This is a genomic window from Micromonospora sp. A202, from assembly GCF_006715105.1.
GTDB lineage: Bacteria > Actinomycetota > Actinomycetes > Mycobacteriales > Micromonosporaceae > Micromonospora > Micromonospora zamorensis.
This window is the reverse complement of the sequence record NZ_VFMP01000001.1, coordinates 5,954,100-5,968,808: the sequence shown is the minus strand read 5'-3', so window position 1 is coordinate 5,968,808 and position 14,709 is coordinate 5,954,100. Positions and strand designations below refer to the sequence as shown.

Here is a 14,709-nt window from a genome sequence, read left to right as displayed (position 1 = left end):
CCGACCGCTACTGTCTCGTTCGAAACAGTCGGTAGCTTCTGATGACTTTGCCGACCGCTCCGTTTGTTCGGGTAACGCTCTCTTGCTCGACTAGCGCAGTGCCGACTTCGACAGCGAAGAGGGCTGCCAGCTCCGGGTCGGCCTTGACCTGGCGTCGTCGCGTCTCCGTCTCGGAATCCTCGTCTGGCCTGCTCTCGCGTCGGCGCGGAACCACATGCGTACCTCGACCATGTGCCGTAACAACGGCACCCGCCTCACGCAAGATCGCTATGGCTTGGCGAATCGTGCCGCGACTCACCCGGAACTCGGCGGTGAGGGCGCTTTCGGCTGGCAGGAGACTACCCGGCGGGATGATTCCGGCCTCGATTCGTTCCCTTAGTTCATTAGCGATCATGCGGTAGCGGGGCTGTCCGTAGTGCGGGGTGGGCACTTGCTCACCGTACCTGGCACTTGTCTTACCAAGTGCCAACCAAATGACCTGTTTCGACGTCTGGACAACTCGTCCACTTGTAGATACGTTTCCCTGTGTGCGGTTGGGCTGACGATTCGTGTCAGGGATGGTCACGCGCCAGCCTTGGTCGCACCTGATGCGCGGCGTCCTGTCGGACCGGTTGCGGTAGCCGCGCGTACAAGTTGGCTCGGCGATACCCGACCCGTCCGGCGTCGGACGGTGTGCCGTGCCTTCATCCGGGCCGGTGGCCGGCCGCATTCCCCCGTGGCTGGCCACCGGTCCCCGCCTACCCGTGGAGGTGCGATGTCCGGCTCTCATCGTCGACACCATTGGCTCTCGTCCTGGTGGTCTCGGAGGCGCCCACCTGCCCGGGGGATCACCAGCAACGTTCAGTCGAGTCCACGCGCGGGATCTACTACCTCCTCGCCGCGGTGGTCGACGGGTGCCACCCGCGAACTGCCTGCGCTCCGGTACGCACCTTTGATGACGCGAGCCCAGCTCTTCCGAGGCAACGGCGGGCGGTGGCCGCGATGAGTCGTCCGAACAAGCCGGCTCCCGTCACAAGTCACCCGGACTGGTGCGCCCCGGATCGCTGCGGCTACTTGGTGCCACCGGTGATGACGCACATGGCTCGCCGTCATCGCGGCCCATTACAGCGGGCAGGCGACAGTCGGGCGGGCGGACTCGTCGTTACCTACCTCATCAGCAGTGAGGCTCTGGGTGGCCCCATGGTCGGTGTTCACGTGACGTGCCGAGCCGGGAACGCCTGGGCGGAACTGTCCTTGCCGCAGGCAGCCCAACTGGTCGAGCAACTTCGCGAATCGTTGGCGCAGGCCACCGGACAACAGGGGGCCGGCGATGAGTAAGGGTGCTGACACCCCAGAGGGCCCGTCGCCGTCATCGATCGCACCTGTTGTGTGCCCGGTCTGGTGTCGAGGCTGTGGACCGAACGACCCGATGCACCGCGGGCTTCTCTCCACCATCGGACGGGAGCGGACCGGCTGGGTCACCGTCCAACTGGTCGTTGACCGGTTCGCCCGCCGGGACCTGGCCGTGAAGCTCGACGCGACCCGATACGGCGCGACGCAGACCGTACTCCTGTCGCCCGCGCAGGTGGACCGGCTCATTGACGAGTTGGTATACGCCCAGCTGGAGATGCTGACACCGGCAGATGGCGGCGAGCGGGTCGGAGAGACGGGGTGAACGCCAACACCCGTCGGGGCTCAGCCGTTCCTGTTACACCTGGCCTGCGCTCTGCGCGGCCACCGCGTGCAGCGGTAGCTGTGCCGCCGGTTCCTGAGCGGCCCGCCGGCGGCACCACCTGGCAGACGTTGGAACGTCTAGGGGGTACGGTGACCGGTGTGCAAGGCCGGGACTGGCGCCCTCGCTACCTGCAACTCGCGGAAGAGTTGCGGGCGAAGATCGTGAGCGGCGAACTGGCCCCCGGCACTCTCATGCCCAGCGAAACCGAGTTGGCCGACACCTCGGGCCTGTCGCGCACGAGCGTCCGCAACGCCATCCGGCAGCTCCGCGAATGGGGCCTGGTCCGCGCGGAGCAGGGGCGCGGCACCTACGTGAGGGCACCCCGTCAACGGGTACGCCGTCGCAACACCGAGCGGTACCAGTGGGAGAAGGATCGCGTCCTGCTCGACGAGGACGAGCGGTTAAAGACTGGCGCCACCGAACATGACACCGGCCTGACCGTCGATGACCTGAAGTTCCACGCCGAGTACTCCCAGGTGGAGGCTGATGCGGAGATGGCGGCGGCCTTGCAGGTCGAGCCGGGCACTCCGCTGCTGCGCCGGGTCTACTGGACGTCGTCGCGGCATGAGAACGCGCCGCTGACCGTGTCGTACTCCTACCTGCCCTACGACCTGGTGGCCGCGAACCCGGACCTGCTCGACGCGGGCAAGGAACCGTGGCCGGGCGGCACGCAGCACCAGCTCTACACGCTCGGCATCGAGCTGGACCGGATCGACGACGAGATCCGTGCCCGCCCGCCGTCGCCCGATGAGGCCGAGTTGCTGGACATCGACCCGGGCGTCTCCGTGCTCACCGTGCGAAAGACCTCAACCGACACCACGGGTCGCGTCGTCGAGGTCGCCGACGTGGTGATGCCGGGCGACCGCACCGAGCTTGTCTACTCCCACAAACTCCAGCGGTGGAAAACTTGACGCAGCTCGTCTCGGTCATCACCCCGGTCCACGCGCCCAGCATCGAGCACCTGCCTAGCGCCTACGAGTCGTTGGCCAAGCAGGAAATGCCTGTCGGTTGGGACTGGGAATGGCTCGTCCAGGAGGACGGGCAGACCGGCGCCCTGGTCGACGCGCTGCCTGACGATCCCCGGATCAGTCTCGGCACTGGCCGTCCCGGTGGGCCCGGTGTTGCCCGTACCCTCGCGCTCGCCCGAGTCTCCGGGCAACTCATCAAGGTCCTGGACGCCGACGACCAGTTGACCCCCGGCGCGCTCGCCCGAGACATTGCCGCGTTCGACGCGCACCCGCAGATCGGCTGGACCACCTCGCGGGTACTCGACCTGCTGCCCGACGGGTCGACCGCCGGATGGGACAAGGACCCTTCCGGCGGGGTCATCGACCGCGGTTCTGTCCTATCGTTCTGGCAGGCCAACGACTACCGGGCATCGGTGCACCCGGCAACCCTGTGCCTGCGGCGGGATCTCGTCTTCGCCCTGGGCGGCTGGATGGCGCTGCCCGCCTCCGAGGACACCGGCCTCCTGCTCGCTGCCAACGCGGTCAGCGCGGGCTACTTCACCCGGGAGTACGGCCTGCTCTACCGCAAGTGGCCCGGCCAGGTGACCAGCCAGGCTGCGCACCGGGAACCGGCCGAGTACCAGGCACGGATGAGGATCATCGAGGCACGGGCCACCGCCTTGGCCTCGATGATCCCGAACGGCTTCGGCGGCAGCGCTACGGCGTAGCTTCGTGCCCCGGCATCCCGTGGGTACGCCGCCGCTCCTTCATCTCCGCCTCGAAGATGTGCCGCCGACCGCCGGCCAGCGTCTCCCGCGCGTCCCGCTCGATCTCCTGGAACGCGGCGTAGTAGCCGTCGTCGAACTCCTCCACGATCTGGAACGTCCACCGGCCGGGCAGCACGTTGCGTCCCAACAGCTCGTGCTCGACCCGATCAGCCATCTCGTCGTGTCCGGCTTCGCGGAGTAGCTTCACGACCCGGTCAAGTGTGAGGTCCGCCCCGCCGACGAGTTGGTGCGCCGAGTACAGGTGACCGCGCACCCGGTGGATCGTTTCGAGCGCCTTGCTCAATTCGCCCAAGGCCTCAACGGTTATGTCTTCCATCTTTCCCGGCCGCGCATGCGACTCATCAACCGGTGTTGTGTGTTCCCTTCCTACCATGCTGGGCCTCTACCCAGAAAAATCGCTCCTACGCATCGTTCCGTGCATCGGTGTCCATCGCGCCGGCAAGGGTTAGCGGCGACCCAAATCCGGAGATCACTTCTATGGCCACCACTCGCAACAGCTCTAGGTCTGGCTGCATGGCATTCGCTTCGCGATCTCCTGGGAAGATTGCTTCAATGCCTTCCTTGCCGCCACCGGCTTTGGAGTGGACTATGCGGCACCTGACGTCGTAAATGCGATTTGCGACTTGCTTGACGATGTCTCGCGATGTGTCCTTGGACGAGAGGGTGGTGACATGCTTGATGGGCCCTCTCTTTGTAAAGTGCTCTGGCACGGATCGTTCGAGTTGTGTCAACCAGTTCATTATCCTGTCGGAACCTACGGAGTCGGCAACCAAGTCTACGAAAGAATCGCGCTCGCTCTTGGATGACTGCCTGCCTAGAATGCCAATCAAGCTAAGCACGTCTTCGTCGTCGGACAGGCTAAAGAGTGGGGAGTGCAAGGTTCGTCGAATCTGTTGGATGGCTGCCTTCCGGTCATGCAGCGGTAGGTAGTATTCGACGCTTTGGTAGTAAAGAATGTAACGGTTTAGGACGGTCTGGTTGAAACGATCGGAGGCGAGTTGGAAGAGGGCGGCAGCCTGATCATTGAACCGTGCGACAGGAAAGCGCAGAGTGGCAAGGCGCGAAGCTATACGGGCATGATACGACCCTCGCTCCATCCTGGGGATGAGGCTCGTCGACGTTCGCAATGAAGCGGCGGCTTCAAAGAGCAGGGATCGAGCCAGTTCTTCTGCCACGTGTAGGGCTACCGGGCGACCGAGATCGTTTTCAAATCGAATCTTGATCGAATAGAATCGCGTTAGCTCTCGGCCGTCTCTCGACCAAGGGGATCCCCAGCGAGCCTCCGCCTCAAGCATTTGAAATGCCATGCTCGCGCTCGCGGCTGAAATCTCGATGCAGGTCCTCGCGCGCGGACTGTGCACGTGGGCCCAGATTGCAGGGCCGGGCTCTGCCATGCCTAGATGAGTTCGTGCATTCGGGAAGAGCGAAGGATGGTCGTTGCTTCTGAGTGCATGCGAACAGCCGACATCGAGGTGGATTTGGCCCCGCCCAAATCTGCTTTCGACAGCTTTGAGGGCAAATTCAACGTATCGGTTGTCGGCGGATATATGTCCGACATGCTTGTCGGTCGGCGTAAATCCGAAGGAATGTTCGTGTGCAAGTAATCTGACGCTAACCGAACTGCATTTGGCGGCCGCTTCCGCTTGAGGATTGCTCTTTATCTCATAGCGGTCCCCATCGTCATGGGAAATGGACCATCCGGAAGCGGAAAGGAGTTCAGTCGCCACGTTAATGGAGGGGAGGTGGGGATGTGCTCTAAGTTGAGAATCTTGATTCTCGATTTCCACCTCTGGCGTAAAGTCTGCCTCGCTGCCCCCGATTTCAGTCGGGGAGTCTTCGATGCTCAAGGGATAATGCTTCCAATCAAATGCGATTGATTATCCTGGGTTCTCCATCCTAAGTGAACATTGCGCTGGGCGATACGTACAGCAGGGCCGGGAAGTTAGAGCTCGTTGCTGGGCAAGCTGTGCCATAGGGGTCTTATCCCGCACTGAGCGGCTCCAAGGTCTACGGCTGCGTCGCCGACGACTCCGCGGGTTGCCTCATAGGTTGTTGACTTGTCTGCCAAGTGCCGTCTACCTTGGACGCAACTTGGCAGACAAGTTAACAAGTTGGAGGTTGAGCGATGGCTCTGCGAGGCGGCACGAGGTTCGCGGTGCGGTGTGAGGACGTGTTCCCGGCGGGGTGCGCGTTGGTGCCCGAGTCTCTGGGCGAGGTCGAGGACTACGACGAGAAGACCGGTCGGCGTAGCCCGGCGAAGGACAAGCTGACCGGCCAGCGGGTGTGGCAGGTCCGGGTGATGGACCTGGATCCGGAGCTGGGGAAGCGGTCGCGGGAGACGACGGTGAAGATCTCGGCGGACTACCAGCCGGTGCCGCCGACGGGTGGCCTGTTCGAGGCGGTGGAGTTCGACGGCATGACTGTCACACCGTATGTGGGCAACAACGGTCGGATGGCGTATTCGCTGCGGGCGACCGGGATGCGTGCCCCGGCGGGCGTGGCGACGAAGGCGGCGCAGTAGCCGCATCTGGTGGGGGCGGGGCTGTCAGGTCTTGGCGGACGGCAGCCCCGCCCTCTGTCTCTTTCCCCTGCTCTGTCGAGAGAGGTAGTGACATGTCCAAGCGTATGCCTGCCGTCCTGCGGCGGCCCACAGTGGCGGGTGCGCGATGATCCGCCGGCCGCGGGGCGAGGTCGTGATGACCACCGCCGGGGATCTGATGGTGATCCGGCCGCGTCGCCTGGAGCTGCCGGTCTGGCTGATCGCGATCGGCCTGGTGCTGCGATGGCTGTGGCGGGGCCTGTGGTGGTGTCTTCGCCACCCGGTCGCCGTCGGCCTGGTCGTGGCTGGGGTGAGCCTCTACCGCGAGTTCGGCCGGTCCGGCGTGATCGTGCCCGTGGTCCTGGCCGCCGGCGTGTCGGCGCTATGGCGGTGGCGGCACGAGTCGTCCTGGTGGACCTGGTGCGCAGGCCCGATCCTCGGCCGGTTCCGTCAGCTCTTCGTCTACCGGCGGGCCTGGCGCGAGGCAATGACCCTCTGCGGCCTGGCCAAGGTGTACGACCACCGCACGGTCCTGCCGGAGCTGCTGCGGGTCCGCTCAGATCAGGCGCTCGACGTGCTGACCATCCGCATGGTCCGCGGCCAGACACCCGAGGAGTTCCAGAAGGCAACGGCGAACCTGGCGTACGCCTTCGGCCGGCGGCACGCCCGGGTCTACTCCGAGCGCCCCGACGACCCGCCGACCCGGTCGGGCTACTGGGCACTGGTCCTGGGCGCGGTGGACCGGCTGCGGTTCCGGGACCGGCCGTCGGTGGTCTACCTGGTAGTGGTCCGCACGGACGCGCTACGCACCATGGTCGACCCGTTCGACGTCCCGTCGGTGCCCGACTTCACCGCGCTACCTCTGGCGCGGCGGGAAGACCTGCGGCACTGGTGCCTCCACCTGCTCGCCACCCACGTACTCATCGGCGGCGCCACCCGCTCCGGGAAGGGCTCCGTGCTGTGGTCGCTGGTCCGGGTCCTGGCCGGCGGGATCTCCTCCGGGCTGGTCCGGCTCTGGGTGATCGACCCCAAGGGCGGCATGGAATTCGCCATGGGCCGGCCGCTGTTCGCCCGGTTCGCCTGCAAGTCGTTCGAGGCCATGGCCGACCTGCTCGACGAGGCCGTCACCGTGATGCGGGAACGGCAGACCCGCCTTGCCGGCGCGGTGCGGGTCCACACGCCGACCCTGGCTGATCCCCTGGTCGTGGTCGTCATCGACGAGATGGCGGCACTGACCGCGTACCTCCAGGACGTAGACCTGCGCAAGCGCATCGCCGGCTCGCTCGGGCTGCTGCTGTCGCAGGGTGCCGGCGTCGGTGTTCTGGTGGTGGCCGCGTTGCAGGACCCCCGCAAGGAGGTGCTGCCGTTCCGGGACCTGTTCCCGACTCGGATCGCACTCGGCCTGACCGAGGCCGCTCAGGTCGACCTCGTGTTGGGCGACGGTGCCCGCAACCGGGGTGCCCTCGCCGACCAGATGCCCCGCTGGGCCAAGGGCGTCGGCTACGTGATCCTCGACGGCACCCCCGAGCCGGCACGCGTCCGGTTCTCCTACATCTCCGACGACCACATCCGGGAACTGGCCGCCGAATACCCAGCACCGGCCGACGCGGCGGACATCCTCGCTCAGGTCGGCCGCGAAACCGCCACCGAGCCAACCCGGCCGCCTCTGCCCCGGCAACGTCGCGGACCACTGCTGCCGGACTCTCTGCTGAACATCCTCGACCGGGACACCGACGGGGGCGAGCCGCAGTGACCGCCCCGCCTGACGGCCGCACCTTCTACCGGCTCCGCGCCCCCAGCAACGACGGTGCCACCAGCACTGCCGTGTCCGTGCGCGTCGACCCTGCTCGGCCCGATGCGTACCCGGTCTATCTCGCGGTCGGCGGCGGCCGGCGCCGCATGTACCTGACCCCCGACGAGGCGTGGGCGCTGTGGCGCTGCCTCTCCGAAGCGGTGGCCTCCCTCGGCGAGCCACCCGACCACATCCGTACCCGCGTCGCCCCGGCCCGGAGGTAACCGATGTCCCTCAAGAGCTTCTTCCTCGGCACCCACCGCCTCAAGCCGCTGCACGTCGAGCTGGACGGTTCCCCGGACCGGCTCGCCGGTGCCCTGCACGGCCTGGCGCACATGGTCAACCGCCGCCGCGACCTCAACGGCCAACAGATCAGCATCACCCTGACCATCCGTGACAACGGCAGCGGCCGATGATCCGCGAACGCGCCGAGTCCGGCGTCCGGGTGCTGATCCTGATCGCCATCGGCACCATGGCCGGCGCCGCCGCCTTCACCCACGTCCACGACCTAACCGTCGCCCACGGACAGCCCGACTGGATCGGCTGGGCCAACGCCGTAGCCGTCGAGCTGATGGCCATCTACCTCGGCCTGGAGATCCGTGCCCGCCGTCGCACTGGTCGACCCGCCGGTTTGGTCGGCGTGCTCCTGATTGCGTTCGCGCTGCTCTCCCTCGCCGCGCAGGTCGCCGAAGCTGAACCGTCCGTCTGGGGCTGGATCGTCGCGGCGGTGCCGTCGCTCGCCTTCCTCGCCCTGGTCAAGGTCGTCCTGTCCAGTGAACCCGCCACCCCGGCAGCATCCGAGCCCGATCAGCCGCAGGACGATTGGTACGACGAGCCGCAGCCGGTCGAACCCGCGCCACCGGCTTCGGTGATGCCGCCGGCATCAGTCGCGGTGCTGCCTCCGGTTGGCGTTGTCCAGCACAACCGGCCCCAGGTCGTCGGGATCATCCGATGACGGCTCCGACACTGCCCGGTCTCGAACCCGCCCCGACCCCGGTTGCTCCTCGGCCGGGGTCGCGGGCGGCCCGCATGGCGCTACCCCGCTCGATCGACGTCCTCAAGGACATCGCCATCGAGTACGGCGTCTGCGTCCGTCCGCTCGCCATGCGCCGCACCGACCTCGACACCGGCCTGACCGAAGTCATCGACCTGCCCTGCGGCGCGACCCGCGAGGACAAGTGCCCGCCGTGCGCCAAGAAGAACCGCCGGCTACGGCAGGCGCAGATCCGTGAGGGCTGGCATCGCGACGACGAGCCGCTACCCGGCCCGGAACCCGCAACCGAGGCACAGAAGTCCCTGATCCTGTTCCGAGCGCACCTGGAGTTCTCCCGCGACGAGGCCGTACGCGCCGCCCAGTGGGACCAGGTGACCGACCTCGACGAGGCGATCCGCGAGGTAGAGGAAGCCATCGCCGCTGAGGGCCTGCGCGGGCGCGTCGGACCACCCCACGCCAGCGACGACGAGGACCAGGACGACGAGCCCGGCCCACGGCGCAAGCGCTCCACCAAGCGGCGCCAGGATGCCCCCGAACTGCCCCGGCGCAAGGTCGACCGGCGCACCGTCGGCAAGACGTACATTGCCCCGGACGGCTCCACCTACCAACCGTCGATGTGGCTCACGCTCACCCTCGACTCGTACGGCCCGGTCCGCCCCGACGGCACTCCGGTAAACCCGGCCAGGTACGACTACCGCCGCGCCGCCTGGGACGCCGTGCACTTCCCTCGTCTGCTGGACCGGTTCTGGCAGAACCTTCGGCGGTGCGAGGGCTGGAACGTCCAGTACGCCGGCTGCGTCGAGCCGCAACGCCGTCTCGCCCCGCACGCCCACTTCGCCATCCGGGGCACCATCCCTCGGGACGTGCTCCGCACCGTGGCGGCGGCGACATATCACCAGGTGTGGTGGCCCTCGGTCGACGTCCAGCGCTACACCCTTGACCGGCGCCCGGTCTGGGACGAGCAGGCGGCGACATGGGCCGACCCGGGCACCCGCGAGCCGCTGACCACTTGGACGGAAGCCCTCGACGCCATCGACGACGACCCGGACGGCGAGCCGGTGCACGTCGTCCGCTTCGGCGCCCAGGTCGACGCCCGCGGTGTCATGCCCGGCACCGAGGACGCCGAACGGACCATCCGGTACGTCACGAAATACATCACCAAGCACACCGGCGACTGCCACAAGGCGACCACTGACCGGCAACGCAAGCACCTCGACCGCCTCTGGCAGCAACTCCAGCTGACGCCGTGCACCGACCGCTGTGCCAACTGGCTGCTGTACGGCGTCCAGCCCAAGAAGGCGCACGCCAAGCTCAAGCCCGGCCGCTGCAAGGGCAAGGTCCACCAGCGCGACACCCTCGGCATCGGCGGCCGGCGCATCCTCATCTCCCGCGACTGGTCCGGCAAGACCCTCGCCGACCACAAGCACGACGCGCGGGCCTGGGTCCGGGCACTGCTCGGCGTCACCACCGACGGCACGCAGCTCGTCGACGACCAGGGCGACACCGCCGAACGGGTCCGGCACGCCTGGGAGTTGGCCCGACCCGATGACCCGGACGTCGGCCCGATAACCCACCGACTCATGCGCTCCATCAGCGAACGCGCCCGCTGGCGATCTGAACTGCTCGCCGCCAAAGACAGGGCTGCGCAGGGGTCCTCAGATCTTTCGGCAACTCAGCACAGCGCACAGCACGACGGGGAGGAACCGCAGTGACCGAGGAGTTGTTGACCGTGCCGGAAGTGCTCGCCGAGCTGCGCGTACCGCGCTCGACCTGGTTCTACTGGCGGCAGACCGGCAAGGGACCACGGGTGATCAAGCTCCCGAACGGGCAGCTTCGGGTCCGTAGGTCGGCGCTCGGTCGGTGGCTCGGGGACCTGGAGCAGGACGCCGCATGAAGAGCTACGAGGTCCAGATCTGGGAGATCGTTAAGCGCGCTGACCGGAAAGCTCGGCCGTGGCGCGTCCGTTGGGCGGTGAGTGGCCAGCGTTTCGAGGACATGTTCCGTACCAAAGCCCTGGCGCACTCATTCCGCGCCGAGCTGGTCCAGGCGGCCAACGCGGGGGAGCCGTTCGACCCGGCCACCGGCCGCCCGCTCTCCGAGGCCAGAACCAAGAACCCCACCACTTGGTACGCCCACAGCCGCGCGTACGTCCAGATGAAATGGCCCCGGGCGGCGGCCAAGACTCGGCGCTCAATCGTCGAAGCGCTGACCTCCATCACGGTGACCCTGACTCGGCCGACAAAACGGGGCCGACCGACTGACGCCCTGCTCCGTGAGGCGCTGTACCTGTACGGCCTCAACCCCCGCCGCTGGACCGACGAGATCCCCACCGAGCACGCGGCGGCCCTCGCCTGGCTGGAAACCGCCTCACTCCCGGTCGTCGAGCTGGACTCGCCCGCGATGGTCCGCCGCGTCCTCGACAGCCTGTGCGTACGCCTCGACGGGAAGCCCGCGGCTGCCTCCACCGTCCAGCGGAAGCGGGCCACCTTCTACAACGTGCTCGGGTACGCCGTCGAGCTGGAGCTGATCGACTCCAATCCGGTCGACCGGGTTCAGTGGACCGCCCCCGAGGTCGCTCAGTCGATCGACCGGCGGGTAGTGGCGAACCCGGCCCAGGTCGCCACGCTGCTGGAGGCGGTGAAATCTCTCGGCAAACGCGCCGACAAGGTCACCGCTTTCTTCGGCTGCCTCTACTACGCCGGAATGCGGCCCTCGGAAGCCGCGGACCTACGGCGGGAGGACTGCGACCTTGCCAGTCGGTGCACCGACTGCGGGGCCGACTTCGACGACCTGGCGGCGGTCAAGCCTTCCCGGTCCTGCGAGCACGAGAAGATCGAATATCGCTGGGGCCGCCTGGTGCTGGCCGGCACCTCGCCGCGAGCCGGGTCGCACTGGACCGATGATGGCGGCTCCCACGAGCGGCGTGGCCTCAAGCACCGGGGGAGGGCTGAGACTCGTACGGTCCCGATTCCGCCCCGGCTCGTCGAGCTGCTGTGCACGCACGTCGAGAATCACGGGGTCGGCCCAGACGGCCGGTTCTTCCGCGGCCTGCACGGTGGGCCGCTCTCCGAGTCGGTCTACGACCGGTGGTGGAAGCTTGCCCGCGAAAAGGCGCTGACCGAATCGCAGGTCGCCTCGCCGCTCGTCCGCCGGCCCTACGACCTGCGGCACGCGGCGGCCTCGCTCTGGCTGAATGCCGGCGTCCCGCCGACGGAGGTCGCCCGGCGCCTGGGCCACGGGGTCGCTGTCCTGCTCCGCGTCTACGCCAACTGCATCGACGGCGGAGACGAGACCATGAATGACAAGATCGGTGACGCACTCGGTTGAAGGGTTGGAGCTTATGGGGCAGAGGGATGACGAGAGCGCGCCGCTGAGACTGGAAACGCTTGAGCGTGGTCAGGTTGCCACAGGCGTCGTAGTCGACATCAAGAACTTCGGGGTCTTCGTAGACATCGGCAGTGTCACCGGCATGGTTAATTGCCCAGAGCTGACCTGGAAGCACTTTGATCACCCCACAGATGTTGTGGGTCTTGGAGACCGGCTCACCGTGATGGTTCTGGACGTCGACCTCGACCGCGAGCGGGTAGCGCTGTCGCTCAAGGCGCTGGAGCCCGACCCGATGGCGGAGTTCGCGCGGGCGAATCTCGGTGCCGTCCTGCGCGGTCTGGTGACCCGCATCGTGCCGTTCGGTGTCTTCGTCGCTGTGGGGGATGGCATCCAAGGGCTGGTCCACGAGTCCGCCCTTGACGGCATCCCTGAACCAGGTGACACGCTGTGGGTGGAGGTCGTCGACATCAACCTTGTCCACCGGCGGGTCCGGCTCATACCGACCGACGGTGAGCTTCGATGACCTACCGGGGCATGGGTGTCAAGGCGGAGGTTGCATGAACACTCGGCTCGCTCGAACGGCGATGGCGGGAGCCCTCGCTGGGGTCCTCGCCGTCGCTGGCTGTGATACACCGTTCCTGACCTCTGATCATCCTGGCGACGATGTGTTTGCCCAGCGGAGCAGCTACGGCTGGGCAGGCTCCTACGACGTCGGCTATCGGCTCACCGACGGTGTCACAACCGTCCGGATCGGCAAGGGACCGGTAACGATCAAGAGCATCGAACCGGTCATGCACGGCGACTCGGCTCGTCTGCTTGGCGCCCAGGTACGAGTGCTCACCGCGACCCGAGGATCGGTGATGGACTCCGAAGGCTGGCCACCGACCCATCCTGACCTCAATGGTGCGCAGGATCCGGCCGGGCTTGCTCTTCCCGATCCGGGCACCGCTGATCCGAGCGAGCATCCGGATGGCGCGGTAGATATCGAGATCCTGCTCGGCTACGAGCTCGTGGGCGAAGGCCGGACGGTTCGTCGCGGGGTGAACGTCACGTACGAGATCGGCGGCAGGCAGCAGAAAGTCTTCCTGGGGAGCTACATGGCGGTCTGCGCGCCTGCGGCAGTGCAGTGCCAGCACGAGGACGAGAACGGGCCGGTTCCACTCGACACTTCATCGCCTGACGTGGTGGTGGGGGCGTGGGCAGATGGTGGGCGAAAGCCTGCACGGCGTCTGCGTAGCGGAGCAAAACGGCAGGTGGCAGGCCCTGAGGCTGTCAAGATCGCGGACGCCCTGTAAATCCGTCGCGAAAGCTTCAGAGGTTCGAATCCTCTACCCGCCACCAGGTGCAGACACGGCCCCTGACAAGCAGAGATGCTGGTCAGGGGCCGTTGTCGTTGGTCGAGCCGAATCCAGCAGATGACGACCGGTTATGGGCAGGTCGACCATGCTGCCGAGGTTCTTCTGAGGCTGTGACGCTGGCGCTATGAAATCTTGCCGGGCTGACCTTGGTGGCTCTCCGCCTCGGCGCCGGAGGCGGCCGGACCGGCTTCCGCCGGCCGGCTCACCGAAACTCGTGAACCACCTCGATCAGTCCGACGATGTGAGCGTTGAACTCGTCCAGCTCCTCTGCCGGCACCCACAGCTCCAGGATGGTCTTTCCTCCTGCCTGGCGTACCGGGTAGCGGCTCAGGAACTCCGACTCCACCCGGAAGCGGGTCACGTAGCCGATGCCGGACGCGGGCACGTTCCAGTCCCGGGCGATCGTCACCGCGTAGTCCTCGTTCAACACCGGGTAGAAGATCGGCTGATCCGGCAGACGCGGTGGCCACGCCCGCCATCCGGACTCGCGGACGAGAGCCAGCTCTTTCGGCCCGGTTGGGCGCCACAGCACCGTCGTACCGTCATCGCTGTTCATGTCGACCTCGCCGTTCGGGTTCCTGGTGAGCCCGGACGGTACCGGCGGACCTGCATCCCGGACCACCGCATTCGACCTCGCCGTAGGGGCCGTGGCTCGGCAACCTGGAGCAGGACGCCACGTGAAGAGCTACGCGGCGCAGATTTGCGAGATCGGTAGGCGCGCTGACCGGAAGGCTCCACCGTGGCGGGTCCGTTGGGCGGTGAGCAACCAACGCTTCGGGGACATGTTTCGTACCAAAGCCCTGGCGCACTCGTTCCGCGCCGATCTGGTCCAGGCAGCCAGCGCGGGAGAGCCCTTCGACCCGGCCACCGGTCGCCCGGTCTCCGCGTTGGTACTGGGAGTTCGGCCGGTTCCAGGCCGCCGGTCAGGCTCCTCCTCCGGTCACGGTTCCGGTCGGCTTCGCGACGTTCCCCGGGGAGATCTGGGCCGCCCCGCGCAGTTGCGTCGAGGCGGTCTACCCCGGCGTCGCGTACTTCAACGAAGTCGACAGTGGTGGCCACTTCGCAGTTTGGGAGGAGCCGGAGCTCTTCTCCGCCGAGGTGCGGGCCGCGTTCCGCCCGCTGCGAACATCCTGACGGCGGTCGCGATACAACCGTCGCGCACTCTTTAAGAAGTCGCCGTACGCACACCGTGCTGTCGACGCCGGCCCAGAGGCGGCCGACCCGTAGGACCGGACGGCTGGGCAGACCGG

Annotated in this window: 17 protein-coding genes; 13 read left to right on the top strand and 4 right to left on the bottom strand. The window is 67.0% G+C overall.

Features of this window, described 5'->3' with window-relative positions:
* Positions 1-7 precede the first annotated feature (7 nt).
* Positions 8-394: a GntR family transcriptional regulator gene (locus tag FBZ33_RS33825; protein WP_370453107.1), complete on the bottom strand. Its 387-nt coding sequence runs from the start codon at positions 392-394 to the stop codon at positions 8-10.
* Between the two features lie 1,014 nt (positions 395-1,408).
* Here FBZ33_RS33825 and FBZ33_RS27645 point away from each other — a divergent pair.
* The 3 genes from FBZ33_RS27645 to FBZ33_RS27635 all read left to right on the top strand — a co-directional run bounded on the left by FBZ33_RS27645 (position 1,409) and on the right by FBZ33_RS27635 (position 3,389).
* Entirely contained in the window at positions 1,409-1,654 is a 246-nt protein-coding gene (locus FBZ33_RS27645) for a precorrin-4 C11-methyltransferase (RefSeq protein WP_141911188.1), read from the top strand.
* A 149-nt stretch (positions 1,655-1,803) separates the two neighbouring features.
* Positions 1,804-2,625 (top strand): GntR family transcriptional regulator, encoded by an 822-nt coding sequence (locus FBZ33_RS27640; RefSeq protein WP_112726485.1) that lies wholly within the window; start codon positions 1,804-1,806, stop codon positions 2,623-2,625.
* A complete protein-coding gene (locus FBZ33_RS27635) occupies positions 2,613-3,389 on the top strand; it encodes a glycosyltransferase (RefSeq protein WP_255509053.1) in 777 nt (258 codons plus the stop codon). The genes FBZ33_RS27640 and FBZ33_RS27635 overlap by 13 nt, the downstream gene beginning before the upstream one ends.
* On the opposite strand, the gene FBZ33_RS27630 is transcribed toward FBZ33_RS27635, so the two are convergent.
* Together FBZ33_RS27630 and FBZ33_RS27625 are read right to left on the bottom strand one after the other, a co-directional pair.
* A complete protein-coding gene (locus FBZ33_RS27630; protein WP_141911187.1) occupies positions 3,379-3,822 on the bottom strand; it encodes a hypothetical protein in 444 nt (147 codons plus the stop codon). The two genes, FBZ33_RS27635 and FBZ33_RS27630, sit on opposite strands and share 11 nt — an antisense overlap.
* A 28-nt stretch (positions 3,823-3,850) precedes the next feature.
* On the bottom strand, positions 3,851-5,296 hold the full coding sequence (locus tag FBZ33_RS27625) for a hypothetical protein (protein ID WP_141911186.1): 1,446 nt from the start codon (positions 5,294-5,296) through the stop codon (positions 3,851-3,853).
* 278 nt (positions 5,297-5,574) lie between these two features.
* On the opposite strand from FBZ33_RS27625, the gene FBZ33_RS27620 reads away from it, so the two are divergent.
* The 10 genes from FBZ33_RS27620 to FBZ33_RS27575 all read left to right on the top strand — a co-directional run bounded on the left by FBZ33_RS27620 (position 5,575) and on the right by FBZ33_RS27575 (position 13,396).
* Positions 5,575-5,970, top strand: a complete 396-nt coding sequence (locus FBZ33_RS27620) for a transcriptional regulator (protein WP_091402451.1) — start codon at positions 5,575-5,577, stop codon at positions 5,968-5,970.
* Positions 5,971-6,115: 145 nt separating this feature from the next.
* Positions 6,116-7,741: an FtsK/SpoIIIE domain-containing protein gene (locus tag FBZ33_RS27615; protein WP_255509052.1), complete on the top strand. Its 1,626-nt coding sequence runs from the start codon at positions 6,116-6,118 to the stop codon at positions 7,739-7,741.
* On the top strand, positions 7,738-8,004 hold the full coding sequence (locus FBZ33_RS27610; RefSeq protein WP_141911185.1) for a hypothetical protein: 267 nt from the start codon (positions 7,738-7,740) through the stop codon (positions 8,002-8,004). Before FBZ33_RS27615 ends, FBZ33_RS27610 begins: the two co-directional genes overlap by 4 nt.
* 3 nt (positions 8,005-8,007) lie before the next feature.
* On the top strand, positions 8,008-8,196 hold the full coding sequence (locus FBZ33_RS27605; RefSeq protein ID WP_141911184.1) for a hypothetical protein: 189 nt from the start codon (positions 8,008-8,010) through the stop codon (positions 8,194-8,196).
* Positions 8,193-8,735: a DUF2637 domain-containing protein gene (locus FBZ33_RS27600; protein WP_141911183.1), complete on the top strand. Its 543-nt coding sequence runs from the start codon at positions 8,193-8,195 to the stop codon at positions 8,733-8,735. The genes FBZ33_RS27605 and FBZ33_RS27600 overlap by 4 nt, the downstream gene beginning before the upstream one ends.
* Positions 8,732-10,486 (top strand): replication initiator, encoded by a 1,755-nt coding sequence (locus tag FBZ33_RS27595; RefSeq protein WP_141911182.1) that lies wholly within the window; start codon positions 8,732-8,734, stop codon positions 10,484-10,486. Before FBZ33_RS27600 ends, FBZ33_RS27595 begins: the two co-directional genes overlap by 4 nt.
* On the top strand, positions 10,483-10,668 hold the full coding sequence (locus FBZ33_RS27590; RefSeq protein ID WP_141911181.1) for an AlpA family transcriptional regulator: 186 nt from the start codon (positions 10,483-10,485) through the stop codon (positions 10,666-10,668). The genes FBZ33_RS27595 and FBZ33_RS27590 overlap by 4 nt, the downstream gene beginning before the upstream one ends.
* A complete protein-coding gene (locus FBZ33_RS27585; protein ID WP_141911180.1) occupies positions 10,665-12,101 on the top strand; it encodes a tyrosine-type recombinase/integrase in 1,437 nt (478 codons plus the stop codon). The genes FBZ33_RS27590 and FBZ33_RS27585 overlap by 4 nt, the downstream gene beginning before the upstream one ends.
* Entirely contained in the window at positions 12,073-12,624 is a 552-nt protein-coding gene (locus FBZ33_RS27580) for a S1 RNA-binding domain-containing protein (RefSeq protein ID WP_141911179.1), read from the top strand. Before FBZ33_RS27585 ends, FBZ33_RS27580 begins: the two co-directional genes overlap by 29 nt.
* Before the next feature lie 34 nt (positions 12,625-12,658).
* Positions 12,659-13,396, top strand: a complete 738-nt coding sequence (locus tag FBZ33_RS27575; protein WP_141911178.1) for a hypothetical protein — start codon at positions 12,659-12,661, stop codon at positions 13,394-13,396.
* Between the two features lie 265 nt (positions 13,397-13,661).
* Here FBZ33_RS27575 and FBZ33_RS27570 read toward each other — a convergent pair whose 3' ends face one another.
* On the bottom strand, positions 13,662-14,015 hold the full coding sequence (locus FBZ33_RS27570; RefSeq protein WP_141911177.1) for a hypothetical protein: 354 nt from the start codon (positions 14,013-14,015) through the stop codon (positions 13,662-13,664).
* Positions 14,016-14,709: the final 694 nt, after the last annotated feature.